Origin of the sequence: Gordonia aurantiaca (assembly GCF_039939235.1) — a bacterium.
In the GTDB taxonomy this organism is placed as follows: Bacteria; Actinomycetota; Actinomycetes; order Mycobacteriales; family Mycobacteriaceae; genus Gordonia.
The window spans coordinates 51,991-66,884 of record NZ_JBDUUF010000010.1; the positions used below are offsets into that span (position 1 = coordinate 51,991).

A 14,894-nucleotide genomic window follows, 5' to 3' on the forward strand; every position below is an offset into this window, starting at 1 on the left:
GCGTCCGCCGATGGGTTTTCGCAAGCGCAAGCGCGTCCCGTTCCGCTCCGCGGGTGAACTGGACGCCATGGCCGCGGCGGGCGCGGTCGTCGGCAAGGCCCTCGTGGCCGTGCGCGACGCGTCGAAGCCGGGTGTGAGCACACTCGAACTCGACGAGATCGCCGAGACCGTGATCCGGGAGGCCGGGGCCGTGCCCTCGTTCAAGGGCTACCACGGCTTTCCCGGGTCGATCTGTAGCTCCGTGAACGATGTCGTCGTCCACGGAATCCCTTCCGCCGACGTCGTTCTCGCCGAGGGGGACCTCGTGTCGATCGATTGCGGCGCCATCCTCGACGGTTGGCACGGCGACTCGGCCTGGACCTTCGGCGTCGGGGAGCTCTCCCGGGCCGACGCCGAACTCTCCGAGGCGACGCGCCTGTCGATGGAGGCCGGCATCGCCGCCATGGTCGAGGGCAACCGTCTCACGGACATCTCCCACGCGATCGAGCTCGGCACCCGTGCGGCGGAGAAGGAGTTCGGCCGCCGCTTCGGCATCGTCGACGGCTATGGCGGGCACGGCATCGGTCGCGAGATGCACCTGGATCCTTTCCTGCCCAACGAGGGCGAACCCGGCAAGGGGCCCTGGCTGGTGATCGGATCGGTCCTGGCGATCGAACCGATGCTGACGCTGGGCACCGAGGACACCACGGTCCTCGACGACGACTGGACCGTCGTCACCGACGACGGCTCGCGCGCCGCCCACTGGGAACACACCGTCGCGGTCACCGAGGACGGACCGCGCATCCTGACACCGCGCCCCTAATGACCCCGTCGGTAATGACGCCGCCCCGCGCGGCGTCATGACCGGTTGGTCAGCGCTCGATTCCGTACCGTCGCCTCCGATTGCCGTCCACGCGAGGTGTCTCGTCACCCCCGTCGGCCGCCGCGCAGGTAGACGGTGGTGGTGCTGGTGAAGAACTCCCGCGCGGCGGTGCCCTGTTCCTTCGGGCCGAGCCCCGACTTCTTCGCCCCACCGAAGGGCACATGCGGGTCCGCACCCGCGGACTCCGAGTTGACGTGCAGGATCCCGACCTTCAGCTGCTCCATGGCGTCGAGGGCGTAGGACACGTCCTGCGTGAAAATCGATGCGCTGAGCCCGAATTCGCTGTCGTTCGCGAAGTCGACGGCCTCGCCGGTGTTGCGTGCGCGCCGGACTGCGAGCACCGGGCCGAAGAACTCCTCGCGCCACGCCGGATCGGCCCCGGCGGCCGGTTCGTCGGGGAGTTCGAGGACGGTCGGTGCGATGAAACAGGTCGGGTCGACGGTCGGCGGGAGGTCGAGGTCGGTGCCATAGGCCAATCGCGCGCCCCGGTCCACCGATGCCCCGATGCCGGCCCGGATGCGCGCGGCCTGCTGCGGCCCGACGACCGGACCCATGTGCACGTTCTCGTCGGTGGGATCGCCGACGATCCAGGCGTCCAGGCGGGCGATCAACCGTTCCATGAAGGCGTCGGCGACCTCGTCGACGACGATCAATCGCGATGTGGCGGTGCACTTCTGGCCGGTCGACCGGAACGCGCCGAACAGAACCTGTTCGCTCGCCAGATCGAGGTCGGCGTCGGCGAGGACCACCGCGGCGTTCTTGCCGCCCATCTCCGCCTGGACCGGTACGCCGCGAAGCGCGGCCGTGGAGGCGACTTCGCGTCCGACGGCGGTGGACCCGGTGAAGGTGATCGCGTCGATGCCGGGATGGTCGACGATCGCGCCACCGAGCTCGCCGGTGCCCTGTAGCAGATTGAGCACCCCGTCGGGCAGGCCGGCCTCGACCAGCGCCTCGGCCAGTCTCGTCGCGAGGAGCGGGACGGTGTTGGCGGGCTTCCACACGACGGTGTTGCCGTACACGAGCGCCGGAGCGATCTTCCACGCTGGGATCGCGATGGGGAAGTTGAACGGGGTGATGACCCCGACGACCCCGACGGGCTTGCGGGTCACGAGGATTCGTTCGCCGGGGCGGGGAGAATGGAAGAGCTCGCCGGCCGAGCGGTCGCCCTCGCTGCCGTAGTAGCGCAGGATCTGTGCCGCGCGCAGCACCTCGCCGCGGCCCTCGGCGAGGGTCTTGCCCTCTTCTCGGGACAGCTCCCGTCCGAGGGTGTCGGCATCGGCCTCGAGGTGGCCCGCGGCGCGGACCAGCACGGCGCCGCGCTCGTGGACCGGGGTGTGCGACCAGGATGGCGCGGCCCTTCGCGCCGCCTCCACTGCGCGGGACACATCCTCGAGCGAAGCCCGGGGTCCCTGCGCCACAACCTCATCCGGTCGGGCGGGATTCGTGGAGACCAGTTCGCCCCCGGACTCTTCCCACCGGCCGTCGATCAGGCTCCGCAGCAGGGCGGGCGTGGTCGTCATCGTGGGGGACATCGGCGTCCTTTCGTCCGGGGATGCGAGAACGTTTGCGAGAACGTTTGCGATCAGGCTATGGCGGGTGTCGGACACCGTCAAACCGGGGACTATCCGACGTCGATACGCAGCGCGAACGGGTCGCCGGTCGTAATGTTGGTCAATGCACTTCGACGTGTCGTGGTCCGCTGCTGCCCGGCGGTTGCCGTTCACCGCCGCGCTCTTCATCGCCCTGTTGGTCGTCGGGATCGTGACCGGTTCGCTGTGGAGCCGTGCGAACGACAAGTCCTGGTATCGCGAGGTCGCCTTCGGGCTGCCCGCACTCCGCGAGGGCAGGTGGTGGACGCCGATCAGTTCGGCGTTCGTCGAACCCGGTCCGTGGCTCTACGCCATCTCGCTGATCGTCGTGCTGGCCGGAATGGGCTGGGCGGAATGGCAACTAGGCACCGTGAGGGTGGTGCTGGTCGGCGTCGGTGGTCATCTGACCGCCTGTCTGCTCACCGCGGGGTTCATCTGGCTCGCCTCGACCGAGGTCACGTCCTGGCGGTGGGCGGAGGAGCTCTCCGACTCCCGCGCGACCGGCGTCGGCGCGCTGGTGGTGTCTGCCGTGGCCGTGGCGTCGGCGACGGTCCGTTCCCCGTGGCGCCTGCGGGTCCGGGTGTTGCTCGGCGCGATCGTCGCCATCGGGTTCCTCTTCCAGGGGACCCTCGCGTCGGTGGAATACGTTCTGGCTGCGGCGATCATGCTCGTCGTCGGGGAACGGTTCTTCGCGACCAACGAGCGCGGCTACACCCCGCGGACCCGTCGTGAGGTCCGCATGCTCGGATGCGCCGCGCTGTTGGTGATTGCGGCGGCGAACCTGATGGTCTTCCTCTTCCCGAGTAGCGGCCCGCTGGGACCGACCGACTCCGGCGACGACTCGCTGTCGGCGATGCTCGTCGGTCTGGTGATCAACGTGGCGATAGCCGATCAGTTGCGCCGTGGGAAGCGGTGGGCCTGGTGGGTGGCGGTGGTGTTCGCCGCGCTCAACGTGATCGCCACGGTCGTCGCGGTCGTGCTCGTCGCGTTCACCGATGTGTCCACCGAGGGTGCCGTCACCCTGGGTACGTCCCTGCTGTGGGCGGTGTTGCTGGCCATCCTCGTCCCGGGACGGTTCGCCTTCGCGGTTCCGTGGCGGGTCGGCAGGGTCGGTGCCCTCGGGGCCGATCCGGACGCCGACCCCGTGGACCGGGTCAAGCAGCTGCTGCGAGCCCATGGCGGCGGCACGATGTCGTGGATGACGACCTGGCCGGGCAACTCGTATCACTTCACCGACCAGGGCACGTCGGTGGTGACGTATCAGCATCACGTCGGCACCCACGTGGCCCTCGCGGACCCGGTCTGCGCGCCCGAACGGCGGGCTGCCGCCATCGGCGCGTTCATCGATCTCGCCGAATCGGCCGGCGCCACACCATGTCTGTTCTCGGTCGGTCCGGAAACCTCGCAGATCGCCGTCGAACGAGGCTGGCGCAGCGTGCAGATCGCCGAGGACACCATCGTCGACCTGCCGGGGCTGGAGTTCAAGGGCAAGCCGTGGCAGCACGTGCGGTCGGCGCTGAACAAGGCGGCCAAGCAGGACATCTCGATGCGGATGGTGACCCTCGCCGACGAGTCGTTCGCGGTGAAGACACAGGTGCGCGCGATCTCCGAGGAGTGGGTGGGGGACAAGGGGCTTCCCGAGATGGGTTTCACGCTCGGCAGCGTCGAGGAGGCGATGGACCCGCCGGTGAAGGTGGCGCTCGCCGTCGACCCGGAGGGCAACGTGCACGGCGTGCTGTCGTGGTTGCCGGTGTACGCACCCGGCGGTGAGGTCGCGGGTTGGACCCTCGACATCATGCGGCGCCGTACCGATGGCTTCGGGCCGGTCGTCGAGTACCTGATCGCGTCGTCCGCGGTCGCGTTCAAAGACGAGGGGGCGCAGTTCATCTCGCTGTCCGGGGCGCCGTTGGCGCGGACCGGTGACTTCGATCCGGAACCCCTGGACAAGCTGCTCGACGCGCTCGGTGCGGCCCTCGAGCCGTACTACGGGTTCCGATCGCTGCACACGTTCAAGAAGAAGTTCAACCCCCGCTACGAGCCCGTGTACCTGGCATTCCGTGACGAGTCGGACCTGCCGCGCATCGGGCTGGCGATCTCGCGGGCATACCTTCCCGACGCCACCGCTGGACAGTTGCTGAAACTGGCTGCCTCCGGAGGGGAATGACGGCGGGGCCACCGTGTGGCGTCAGGCCGTGGTCACCCGCATGTTGATCCGGTCCGGCCGCGTGTAGACGACCATCGACTCGCCGCGGGAGAACCCGATGAGGGTGATCCCGAGATCCTCGGCGAGGTCGGCGGCCAGCGACGACGGCGCGGAGACGGCGCTGAGCATCGGGATGCCGGCCATCGCGGCCTTCTGCACCAACTCGAAGCCGGCCCGGCCGGACACCTGGAGGATGGTGCCGCGCAGGGGCAGTCGGTCGGCGAGCACCGCCCAGCCGACGACCTTGTCGACGGCGTTGTGGCGCCCGATGTCCTCCCGGACGACGAGTGGGGTGCCGTCGGCGTCGAACAGGGCCGCGGCGTGCAGGCCGCCGGTCTTGTCGAAGACGTTCTGCTCGGCGCGCAACCGGTCGGGAAGGGCGAGCAGGGTGTCGACGTCGACCATCAGCGGATCGGTGTCGGGTTCGTAGGTCGACGCGGTGTGGACCGAATCGATGCTGTCCTTGCCGCAGACCCCGCAGGCACTGGTGGTCGCGTTGTGGCGGACCAGGTTCGGCTGCGGCGGCGCGACGTCCGCGGCCAACGAGACATCGACGACGTTGTAGGTGTTGGCGCCGGTCGAGTCGGTACCCGCGCAGTAGCGCGCGTTCACGTAGTCGGCACCGTGGTTGATGACGCCCTCGGAGACGAGGTAGCCGGCGACGAGCTCGAAGTCGTTGCCCGGCGTGCGCATGGTGACCGCGAGGGGCTCCCCGCCGACGCGGATCTCGAGTGGCTCCTCGACGGCCAGCGTGTCGGCGCGCTGCGTCGTCTCCGCATCGCGGCGGATGCGGGTGACGCGGCGTCGAGCGGTTATTCGTCCCACGGGTACGACCCTAGTCGTCTGCCCGGCCCGGATCGTGATGACAAAGACCTCAAACGTCGAGGATCAAGGTCACCGGACCGTCGTTGGTGAGATCGACGTGCATGTGCGCCCCGAAGCGTCCGGTCGCCACGGTTGCGCCGACCTTGCGCAGTTCCTCGACGACCGCGTCGACGAGCGGCTCGGCCACCGGTCCGGGCGCCGCGGCGTTCCACGACGGCCGACGCCCCTTCTGGGTGTTCGCATACAGCGTGAACTGGCTGATGACGAGGATCGGGGCGTCAACGTCCGCTGCGGCCTTCTCGGGGCCCTCGTCGCCATTGAAGATCCGCAGGCGCCAGATCTTGTCGGCGAGTTTCGCGGCGTGTTCGGGGGTGTCGTCGTGGGTGACGCCGACGAGCGCGACGATGCCCGACCCGCCGTCCGGGATGTCGAGCTCACCGACGACCTCGCCGTCGACACTCACGCGGGCTTGGCTGACTCGCTGGATGACGGCTCGCACCGATCCAGCATGCCAAAACCGACCGGCGTGGCCGAGCGGGAGGTGAGGTCGCCGGATGCCGGTCGCCCGCTACTTGATCTCGATGTCGCCGTCGAAGTCGAAGGGGGTGGCCGCGGGCTTGCAGCCGTCGAAGGAATCGGTCGGGGCCGGTCCGTTCACGCCGACCTTGTCCTGGACGCCCTTGCGTACGGTGATCTGCACGGCGAACGCGTCCTTCAGCGCACCGGGCACGAGGTTCGGCACCGTGGAACTGATCGGGTAGACCAGCGATGCGACGTTCTCGCCGGTGTGGATGCAGGTGATCGGGCCCTTGACCTTGACGGGCAGTGGGTTGTCGTCGTCGCCGGCCAGCAGGGTCGCCTCGTAGGTGCCCGTGGTCTTGCCGTCCGCGTCCGTCGTTGCATCGGCCCTGATCTCCAGGATCTCGAGATCAGGGGCGATCTCCAGTTCACCGGAGATCTCGAGGGCCACCGGTTCTGCGGCTCCCGCCGGGGCGGTCACCCCGAGCCCTGCGAGAACCGCGGCGGCAGCGAGGCCGGAAGCGGGCAGGGTACGTGTGCGGGTTTGTCTGGTCATCTTGTTCTTCGACACCGGTCCGTCTCCTTCTGATCGTCCCCCGTACGGTCACCCCGACCGGGTCACCATAGGTCCGGCATTGCCCCGCGACGAGGCGTTGAAACCCAGTCGTTGTGGGTCTGTGGCGAACAGGGTTCGCGCTCCGGGCAATTCAGGCGCGGTGTCGGAGTGCGGTGCGCGGGTGCGCCGCTCAGTCGAGCGCGAAGGTGACCGTGACGGTGAAGGTCAGCTGTTGTTCGCCCGGTTCGACCGGCACCGGCGCCGCGGCGACGTCGCGTTCGTAGGCGCCGGGTGCGGCCGGCTGCTCCTGGCCACTCGTCGTCTCCTTGATGGTCAGCACCTTGCCGAGGGAATCGCCTGCCAGCGAGGCGTACTGCCCGGCCCGGCCACGTGCGTCGTCGAAGGCGGCCTCCCGGGCCTGTTCCAGTAGCTCGGAATTGTCGTCGATCGCGAACGAGACGTTGCTGATGCGGGTGCTGTCGCCGCCGGCGGTCGCGGCCGCGGCCAGCACCTGCGAGGCATCGGAGATGTCGCGGATGGTGATCCGGACCGAGTTCGTGGCGACGTACCCGCTGATCTGGCCGGTGCCGCCTGGTGCGGGGCTCGAGTACTGCGGGGACACCGACACCTGCCGGGTCGCGATGTCCTTGCGCTCGACGCCCGCGGCTACCACCGCGTCGGTGACGGCCTTCACCTTCTCGCTGGTCTCGTCGAGTGCGGTCGTGACGTCTCCGGCGGTGGCCTCCACCCCGACCTCGGCGCGAAGCGTGTCGGGCACCCCGCTGACCTGCCCCGTTCCGACCACCGTGACCGATCGCTGCTGGTCGACGGGGTCGTCGTTGCCGCACGCGGTGAGGGCCAGGGCGATCGCGGAGACCAACGCCGCGAGGACGGCGAGGCGCCGGAACCGGGGCTGTACGCGCGCGGGGACGGCGCCGTGCCCGCTCATCGGTCCGCCGGTTCGCGCATCACGAGTGCCAGCAACCAGCCGACGACCGAGACCACGATCGCGCCGAAGATCGCCGACCACCAGAAGCTCTCGACCTCCAGGCCCCAGTGGGTGGTGTTGCGGGTGATCCACGCGGTGAGCTCGAGCATCAACGCGTTGATGACGATGTGCACCAGGCCCAGCGTGAGGATGTAGAAGGGAATCGAGACGAACTGGACGATGGGCTTCACGAAGGCGTTCACCAGGCCGAAGACCACCGCCACCACCAGCGCGATCCCGATCTTCTGCGCGGTGTTGTCGCCGCCGACGAAGTCGATGCCCGGGACGATGAGCGTCGCCACCCACAGCGCCACCGCGGTGCTCGCGGTGCGGACGAGAAATGCCACCATGCGACCAGTCTGCCAGTACGGCCGTCCCGGGAGCCGCCTTCACCATGACCCGGGCACGGCCCCCCACCACAGTTTGATATCTGGTATCAATCCTTGCGGATGCCAAATAGGGGGGGCGATGATGCGACGAGCCATGTCCAGGGCGGCGCAAGGACTGGTCGACGCCGGGGTCGCGGGCGTGCTGTATCCGCTGTCGTGGGTTCTTCGGCCCATGGCCTGGGTTCGCCGCCAGACCGGCATACCGCTGCGGTTTCAGTTGTTCACGGTGGCATTTCTGTTCGGGTGGGTGGACTACGTCTTCGTGGAGGCGCCTGACGGGTGGTCCGACTGGTTGTGCTTTGCCGGGTACTCCTTCTGGCTGGGCCTGATGGTCATCCAGGTCCTGTATGCGCTGTGGCAGGGGTGGGCCGGCCGGCTGCCGGACGAATCCGGCCCGCAGAAACCCGGATCGGTGGGGGTGCGGTCGAACGAATCGGGTCCGGGTGAGTGAGACTCGTGTCCGGTGACGACGGACGAGCGTTCCGACTGACACCGCGGCAGTGCCGAGCTTGACACCGCGGCAGTGCCGAGCTGCGGGGATTTGGCCTGTCCTGCAGATTCCCGTAACATAGAACGTCGGTGCGCATCGCGTACCCGGTCTTCGCGTGTCGTCACGCAGGTCCGGATCGCTCGCACCGGGCGCGGGTCCTCGTCGGACCGGTGCAAACACGATAACGGACAGACACGAATTCAACCGGGTCTACGCCGCCGCACCAACCGGGTGTCGCGGACACGACCAGGATCGCGGAGGACATGGCGAAGAAGGACGGGGCCATCGAGGTCGAGGGTCGAGTGATCGAACCCCTGCCCAATGCGATGTTTCGTATTGAGCTGGAGAACGGGCACAAGGTTCTCGCCCACATCAGCGGCAAGATGCGGCAGCACTACATCCGCATCCTGCCCGAGGACCGGGTCGTCGTGGAACTCTCGCCCTACGACCTCGGTCGTGGGCGGATCGTGTACCGCTACAAGTGAGACTTTCCCGGCCCGGCCGGGACAAGACTTCCCGGACATCCGTCTGGGAGGAGACCGACACCCACGTGCCGTGTAGAGGCGTGCGCGCGGGCGAGCTGATCAGGAGAGATTGACGTGAAGGTTCAGCCGAGCGTCAAGCCGATCTGCGAGAAGTGCAAGGTGATCCGCCGCAATGGCCGGGTCATGGTGATCTGCGAGAACCTGCGCCACAAGCAGCGCCAGGGCTGATCACGCGCACCCATCCGGGTCGCTTGAATCACAGACAACTGAATAGTCGGAGAAGACCTCCCAGCACCAGCGGCGACAGACGCGTCACCGCCTACCTCCGGATCAGAGGCCGGAGCCCGCGAGGTGTGGACACACGGTTCACACGCAACTCGCGGGACGGACTGGGAGCAGACCTCTGAGAACCGAAAAGGAAACGCCACATGGCACGTGTTGCTGGTGTGGATCTCCCCCGCGAGAAGCGGCTGGAGATCGCACTGACCTACATCTACGGAGTTGGACGCACCACCTCCAAGCAGATCCTCGAGGCGACGGGCCTGAGCCCCGACCTTCGTGCGAAGGATCTGACCGACGCAGACGTCGCGAAGCTGCGTGAGTACATCGAATCCTCGGTGAAGGTCGAGGGTGACCTGCGGCGCGAGGTGCAGGCCGACATTCGTCGCAAGATCGAGATCGGTTGCTACCAGGGCCTCCGCCACCGTCGTGGCCTGCCCGTCCGCGGACAGCGCACCAAGACCAACGCCCGCACTCGTAAGGGCCCGAAGAAGACCATCGCCGGGAAGAAGAAGTAATGCCTCCGAAGTCACGTAGCGCAGGCCCGAAGAAGGGCACCCGCCGTCGCGATAAGAAGAACGTCCCGCACGGCCACGCACACATCAAGTCGACGTTCAACAACACCATCGTGTCGATCAGCGACCCCAACGGGAATGTCATCTCCTGGGCGTCGTCCGGCCACGTCGGTTTCAAGGGCTCGCGCAAGAGCACCCCGTTCGCGGCCCAGCTCGCGGCCGAGAACGCTGCGCGCAAGGCCCAGGAGCACGGCGTCAAGAAGGTCGACGTGTTCGTCAAGGGACCGGGTTCGGGTCGTGAGACCGCCATCCGCTCCCTGCAGGCTGCCGGCCTCGAGGTCGGCACCATTTCCGATGTCACCCCGCAGCCGCACAACGGTTGCCGTCCGCCCAAGCGGCGTCGGGTCTAGCGGGAAAGGGAGGAACAGAGAAACATGGCTCGTTACACCGGCCCCGCAACCAAGAAGTCTCGTCGTCTTCGCGTCGATCTGATCGGCGGAGACGCAGCGTTCGAGCGTCGCCCCTACCCGCCCGGCCAGCACGGCCGCTCGCGGATCAAGGAGAGCGAGTACCTGCTCCAGCTGCAGGAGAAGCAGAAGGCCCGTTTCACCTACGGCGTGCTCGAGAAGCAGTTCCGCCGCTACTACGAAGAGGCCAACCGTCGTTCCGGTAAGACCGGCGACGAGCTGCTGAAGATCCTCGAGACCCGTCTCGACAACGTCGTGTACCGCGCCGGCATCGCGCGCACCCGTCGTCAGGCCCGCCAGCTGGTCACCCACGGACACTTCCTCGTGAACGGTGTTCGCGTGGACGTCCCCAGCTACCGCGTCAGCCAGTACGACATCATCGACGTCCGTCCGAAGTCGCTGCAGACCGTCCCGTTCCAGATCGCCAAGGAGCTCATCGGCGAGCGTCCGGTCCCGGGCTGGCTGCAGGTCGTGCCCTCGACCCTGCGCATCCTCGTGCACAACGTGCCCGAGCGTGCCCAGATCGAGGTCCCGCTGCAGGAACAGCTCATCGTCGAGTTCTACTCGAAGTAGTCACTCGAGCACGACAAACCCCGGCAGCCACCTGGCTGTTCGGTTCACCCTCGAGGCCGTCATATAGCGGGCGGCCAAAGGAGAAAACGAAGAAATGCTCATCTCACAGCGACCCACCCTCACCGAGGAAGTCATCGCCGAGAACCGCTCGAAGTTCGTCATCGAGCCGCTCGAGCCGGGCTTCGGCTACACCCTCGGTAACTCGCTGCGTCGTACCCTGCTCAGCTCGATCCCGGGTGCTGCGATCACCAGCATCCGGATCGACGGTGTCCTTCACGAGTTCACCACCGTCCCCGGGGTCAAGGAAGACGTCACCGACATCATCCTGAACCTCAAGGGCCTGGTCGTGAGCTCCGACGAGGACGAGCCGGTCACCATGTACGTGCGCAAGCAGGGTCCGGGCACCGTCACCGGCGCCGACATCGTGCCCCCGGCCGGTGTCACCGTGCACAACCCCGATCTGCACATCGCCACCCTGAACGACAAGGGCAAGCTCGAGATCGAGCTCGTCGTCGAGCGGGGCCGCGGCTACGTGCCGGCCGTGCAGAACAAGGCGTCGGGTGCCGAGATCGGCCGTATCCCGGTCGACTCGATCTACTCGCCGGTGCTCAAGGTGACGTACAAGGTCGAGGCCACCCGTGTCGAGCAGCGCACCGACTTCGATCGGCTCGTTCTCGACGTGGAGACCAAGAACTCGATCAGCCCGCGCGACGCGCTCGCGTCGGCCGGCAAGACCCTGGTCGAGCTGTTCGGGCTCGCCCGGGAGCTCAACGTCGAGGCCGAGGGCATCGAGATCGGACCGTCTCCGGCGGAGGCCGACCACATCGCGTCGTTCAGCCTGCCGATCGAGGATCTCGAGCTGACCGTCCGTTCGTACAACTGCCTCAAGCGCGAGGGTGTTCACACCGTCGGCGAGCTGGTTGCCCGCACGGAGTCGGATCTGCTCGACATCCGCAACTTCGGCCAGAAGTCGATCGACGAGGTGAAGGTCAAGCTGCACGCGCTCGGTCTGTCGCTCAAGGACAGCCCGGCCAGCTTCGATCCGTCGCAGGTCGCCGGTTACGACCCGGCCACCGGTACGTGGTCGGATGACGCGTCGTTCGACGCCGATTCCGGTGAGGATTTCGCCGAAACCGAACAGCTGTAGTCGCTCGTCGCGGCAGCTGTCACGCTCGCCCAAACCCTGACTTCCGTATCGAGTGATCGGGAGTCCTCCTAGGAGAAGACAATGCCCAAGCCCACCAAGGGTGCCCGCCTCGGCGGGTCGGCCAGCCACCAGAAAGCGATGCTGGCGAACCTCGCCACCTCGCTCTTCGAGCACGGCCGCATCACCACCACCGAAGCGAAGGCCAAGCGCCTGCGCCCCTACGCGGAGAAGCTCATCACCCACGCCAAGGCCGGCAAGCTGGCCAACCGTCGTGAGGTCATGAAGGTCATCCGCGACAAGGACGTCGTGCACACGCTGTTCGACGAGATCGGCCCGTTCTTCGCCGATCGCAACGGTGGCTACACCCGCATCATCAAGACCCTGCCGCGCAAGGGCGACAACGCCCCCATGGCAGTGATCGAGCTGGTGCGTGAGTCCACCGCGTCGGCAGAGGCCTCTCGCGCGACCCGCGTCGCCGCCTCCAAGAAGGCCACTGCCGAGAGCGAAGGCGCCGACGAGCAGAACGTGGTCGAGGCCGCAGAGGCCGAGGCCACCGACGCCCAGGTCGAGAACGCCGAAGCAGTCGCCGAGGCCGTCGACGACGAGTCGACCGCCGCCACCGCCGTGGAGGCGGAGGAGGCCAAGGCTTCGTCCGACGAGGAGAAGTAGTCGACTGAGTCGAGAACTGCGTGACGAGCCCGTCGGCACCGATCCCGGTGCCGGCGGGTTCGTTCGTCTCCGCTTCGACCTCGGATACGACGGCACCGACTTCGCCGGTTGGGCGCGGCAGGTCGGACAACGCAGCGTGTGCGAGGAACTCGAGAAACGTCTGTCGACGATCCTGCGCGTTCCGGTCCGGCTGACGGTGGCCGGGCGGACCGACGCCGGGGTCCACGCGACGGGTCAGGTGGCCCACGCCGACGTCCCGGAGTCGGCGTTGCGGACACGGTCGATCGCCGGCGATCCGTCGACCCTCGTCGGCCGGCTGGCGAAGATGTGCCCGGACGACATCCGGGTGAAGTCCGTGCGGATCGTGCCGGACGAGTTCGACGCGCGGTTCTCCGCGCTCCGACGCCACTACCGGTACCGTCTCGATGACCGGAAGTGGGGGCCGGAACCGATCGTCGCGCGGACCACGGCGTCGTGGCGCCGGCCGCTCGACGTCGACCGGATGAACGAGGCGTCGGCGCAGCTGCTGGGCCTCAACGACTTCGCGGCCTTCTGCCGGCGCCGCGAGGGGGCGACGACGATCCGCGATCTGCAGCGATTCTCGTGGACGCGGGACGCCGACGGTGTGCTGGTCGGCGAGGTCAGCGCCGATGCCTTCTGCTGGTCGATGGTTCGGTCCCTGGTGGGCGCCGTGGCCACCGTCGGTGACGGCCGCCGAGACGCCGCCTGGTGCCGGGGGCTGTTGGAGGAGAAGGTCCGCAGCGCCCAGGTGCCCGTCGCCGAGGCTCGGGGATTGTGCCTGGTCGGCGTCGACTACCCCGCCGACGAGGAACTCGCCGCCCGCAACGCGGTGACCCGCGATGTGCGCGGGTCGACCGGTTGCTGCGGCGGCTAGAACCGCTGCCTGCGGGCGGAGAGCTCGCGGGCGGCCGTCAGGTCCGGAGCTTGAGTCCGTTGCCGTCGCGGACGTTGCCGGTGAACATGACGATCGCGTCCACGAGGGCCCAGATGCTGACGATCAGCAGCGGGATGAGCCCGATGAGGAAGATCCAGATCGTGAGGAACCCGATGACGGTCAGGGCCAGCTGGATCGCGCCGGTGGTGTTGTCGCCGATGTAGAAGCGGCCGATTCCGAGCCCGCCGAGAAACAGCTGCAGCAGGCCCGCGACGACCTTGGACTTGTCCGACAGCGGTTCGCCGGTCATCGGATCGCGACCGAAGGGTGCGGTCGGGTCGGGAGCTCCGGGGTACACGCCGTAGGGAGCGGCCGGGTAGGTCGGCTGCGCTCCGTAGGGCTGAGCTCCGTAGGGCTGCTGCGCACCGTACGGCCCTGCGCCGTAGGGCTGAGCTCCGTAGGGCTGGGACGAGTAGGACTGCGCGTCGTACTGCGGGGCCGCGCCGTAGGGGGCCCCGGTGCCGAAGGGCTGTGAGTCGTACGACCCGGCGCCGTACTGCGCAGGTGCGTCCTGCGGCGTACCAGAGGCCGGGGTACCAGGTTCCGGGCTGCTGGAGGACGAGGTGGCGCCGAAGGTCGGCGTGGTCGGCGTCGGATCGGTGGACGGATCTGCAGACGGGGCCGGATCGGCGGATGGCGCCGAATCCGCGGCCCGGGCCGCCTCCGCCGGCAGGGTCTTCTTGAACAGATCCGGCTTCTCGGCGAACGGATCCTGCGGCTGGTCGCCGGGGCTGTCCGGGTTGGTCACGGTGTCCTCTCGGTCGTGGGTTGTGTTGTCGGAGAGCGTGCTTCGAATCGGTCAGGCCGGCCCGGATCAGGCGGGAGCGGCCAGTGAGCGTGCGTAGTTCACACGACCGGTGACGTCGGCCATGGCCAACGGCGAGTGTGCCGGGATGTTGGTGACGTGCACGAAGCCGCCGGGTCCGCGGACCACCACCTGGATGTGGCCGGTGGTGACGCGGTCCTTCATCAGCAGAAAGAGCAGACTGAGGACGCAGACCAGGAAGAACCCCAGGAGCGCGAGCACGAGACCGGTCTGCGAGATGCGTTCGGTGGTGTGCGACATGTCGGTGACCGCCCACTGTGTGCCCTGGACGGGGCAGGTGCCCGACGGGGTGATCACGAAGTTCTGCGTGCAGGTGATGTCGCCGATGACCACCAGCGGCTGTTCGGGGATCGGTGGCGCGCCGTACGGCACGCTGGCGGGGTGCGGAGTCTGGAACTGCGCCGGGTACGGCTGGACGGCCGGGTATCCGGGCACGGCGAAGCCGGGACTCGAGTCGTGGTCGGATGGCTGCGAAGGGAACGGCGTGGTGCCGTCGTGTCCCTCCCCCGGGTAGGTCATGGGCCTTATCGTGGCACACGCCACCGACGGGCGCCGCG

At 68.0% G+C, this 14,894-nt stretch carries 19 protein-coding genes; 11 read left to right on the forward strand and 8 right to left on the reverse strand.

The window, feature by feature from the left end; all coding sequences use genetic code 11:
- Window positions 1–10 precede the first annotated feature (10 nt).
- Complete coding sequence (gene map / locus ABFT43_RS18150; protein WP_347961699.1) at window positions 11–802, forward strand: type I methionyl aminopeptidase; 792 nt, start codon at window positions 11–13, stop codon at window positions 800–802.
- Window positions 803–906: 104 nt separating this feature from the next.
- On the opposite strand, the gene ABFT43_RS18155 is transcribed toward map, so the two are convergent.
- Window positions 907–2,394: an aldehyde dehydrogenase family protein gene (locus ABFT43_RS18155; RefSeq protein ID WP_457590179.1), complete on the reverse strand. Its 1,488-nt coding sequence runs from the start codon at window positions 2,392–2,394 to the stop codon at window positions 907–909.
- Between the two features lie 142 nt (window positions 2,395–2,536).
- Between ABFT43_RS18155 and ABFT43_RS18160 the strand changes: the two genes are divergently transcribed.
- The gene (locus ABFT43_RS18160; RefSeq protein WP_347961700.1) at window positions 2,537–4,615 is read left to right on the forward strand and encodes a bifunctional lysylphosphatidylglycerol flippase/synthetase MprF; all 2,079 of its coding nucleotides are present in this window, start codon (window positions 2,537–2,539) and stop codon (window positions 4,613–4,615) included.
- Window positions 4,616–4,636: 21 nt separating this feature from the next.
- On the opposite strand, the gene fdhD is transcribed toward ABFT43_RS18160, so the two are convergent.
- From fdhD to ABFT43_RS18185, 5 genes are all read right to left on the reverse strand, one after another.
- Window positions 4,637–5,479 carry a formate dehydrogenase accessory sulfurtransferase FdhD gene (gene fdhD / locus ABFT43_RS18165; protein ID WP_347961701.1) on the reverse strand — a complete coding sequence of 281 codons (843 nt, stop codon included), beginning with the start codon at window positions 5,477–5,479 and terminating at the stop codon, window positions 4,637–4,639.
- Between the two features lie 49 nt (window positions 5,480–5,528).
- A complete protein-coding gene (gene dtd / locus ABFT43_RS18170; RefSeq protein WP_347961702.1) occupies window positions 5,529–5,978 on the reverse strand; it encodes a D-aminoacyl-tRNA deacylase in 450 nt (149 codons plus the stop codon).
- A 69-nt stretch (window positions 5,979–6,047) separates the two neighbouring features.
- A complete protein-coding gene (locus ABFT43_RS18175; protein ID WP_347961809.1) occupies window positions 6,048–6,554 on the reverse strand; it encodes a hypothetical protein in 507 nt (168 codons plus the stop codon).
- A 190-nt stretch (window positions 6,555–6,744) separates the two neighbouring features.
- On the reverse strand, window positions 6,745–7,503 hold the full coding sequence (locus ABFT43_RS18180) for an SIMPL domain-containing protein (protein WP_347961703.1): 759 nt from the start codon (window positions 7,501–7,503) through the stop codon (window positions 6,745–6,747).
- Complete coding sequence (locus tag ABFT43_RS18185) at window positions 7,500–7,892, reverse strand: phage holin family protein (RefSeq protein WP_347961704.1); 393 nt, start codon at window positions 7,890–7,892, stop codon at window positions 7,500–7,502. The genes ABFT43_RS18180 and ABFT43_RS18185 overlap by 4 nt, the downstream gene beginning before the upstream one ends.
- 133 nt (window positions 7,893–8,025) lie before the next feature.
- Between ABFT43_RS18185 and ABFT43_RS18190 the strand changes: the two genes are divergently transcribed.
- The 9 genes from ABFT43_RS18190 to truA all read left to right on the forward strand — a co-directional run bounded on the left by ABFT43_RS18190 (window position 8,026) and on the right by truA (window position 13,451).
- Window positions 8,026–8,382, forward strand: a complete 357-nt coding sequence (locus ABFT43_RS18190) for a hypothetical protein (protein WP_347961705.1) — start codon at window positions 8,026–8,028, stop codon at window positions 8,380–8,382.
- Between the two features lie 302 nt (window positions 8,383–8,684).
- Window positions 8,685–8,906 carry a translation initiation factor IF-1 gene (infA, locus tag ABFT43_RS18195; protein WP_005170487.1) on the forward strand — a complete coding sequence of 74 codons (222 nt, stop codon included), beginning with the start codon at window positions 8,685–8,687 and terminating at the stop codon, window positions 8,904–8,906.
- A gap of 114 nt (window positions 8,907–9,020) precedes the next feature.
- Window positions 9,021–9,134 carry a 50S ribosomal protein L36 gene (rpmJ, locus tag ABFT43_RS18200; RefSeq protein WP_005207978.1) on the forward strand — a complete coding sequence of 38 codons (114 nt, stop codon included), beginning with the start codon at window positions 9,021–9,023 and terminating at the stop codon, window positions 9,132–9,134.
- Between the two features lie 200 nt (window positions 9,135–9,334).
- Window positions 9,335–9,703, forward strand: coding sequence for a 30S ribosomal protein S13 (rpsM, locus tag ABFT43_RS18205; protein WP_347961706.1), 369 nt, complete (start codon window positions 9,335–9,337; stop codon window positions 9,701–9,703).
- Window positions 9,703–10,110, forward strand: coding sequence for a 30S ribosomal protein S11 (rpsK, locus tag ABFT43_RS18210; RefSeq protein WP_006899651.1), 408 nt, complete (start codon window positions 9,703–9,705; stop codon window positions 10,108–10,110). Before rpsM ends, rpsK begins: the two co-directional genes overlap by 1 nt.
- A 24-nt stretch (window positions 10,111–10,134) precedes the next feature.
- Window positions 10,135–10,740, forward strand: coding sequence for a 30S ribosomal protein S4 (gene rpsD, locus ABFT43_RS18215; RefSeq protein WP_347961707.1), 606 nt, complete (start codon window positions 10,135–10,137; stop codon window positions 10,738–10,740).
- A 94-nt stretch (window positions 10,741–10,834) separates the two neighbouring features.
- The gene (locus tag ABFT43_RS18220; RefSeq protein WP_347961708.1) at window positions 10,835–11,887 is read left to right on the forward strand and encodes a DNA-directed RNA polymerase subunit alpha; all 1,053 of its coding nucleotides are present in this window, start codon (window positions 10,835–10,837) and stop codon (window positions 11,885–11,887) included.
- Window positions 11,888–11,968: 81 nt separating this feature from the next.
- Complete coding sequence (rplQ, locus tag ABFT43_RS18225; protein WP_347961709.1) at window positions 11,969–12,556, forward strand: 50S ribosomal protein L17; 588 nt, start codon at window positions 11,969–11,971, stop codon at window positions 12,554–12,556.
- A 16-nt stretch (window positions 12,557–12,572) separates the two neighbouring features.
- Window positions 12,573–13,451 carry a tRNA pseudouridine(38-40) synthase TruA gene (gene truA / locus ABFT43_RS18230; RefSeq protein ID WP_347961810.1) on the forward strand — a complete coding sequence of 293 codons (879 nt, stop codon included), beginning with the start codon at window positions 12,573–12,575 and terminating at the stop codon, window positions 13,449–13,451.
- A 37-nt stretch (window positions 13,452–13,488) separates the two neighbouring features.
- Here the strand turns inward: truA and ABFT43_RS18235 are convergent, their stop codons facing one another.
- On the reverse strand, window positions 13,489–14,259 hold the full coding sequence (locus tag ABFT43_RS18235) for an NINE protein (protein WP_347961710.1): 771 nt from the start codon (window positions 14,257–14,259) through the stop codon (window positions 13,489–13,491).
- A 66-nt stretch (window positions 14,260–14,325) separates the two neighbouring features.
- Window positions 14,326–14,856 carry a hypothetical protein gene (locus tag ABFT43_RS18240; protein ID WP_347961711.1) on the reverse strand — a complete coding sequence of 177 codons (531 nt, stop codon included), beginning with the start codon at window positions 14,854–14,856 and terminating at the stop codon, window positions 14,326–14,328.
- Window positions 14,857–14,894 lie beyond the last annotated feature (38 nt).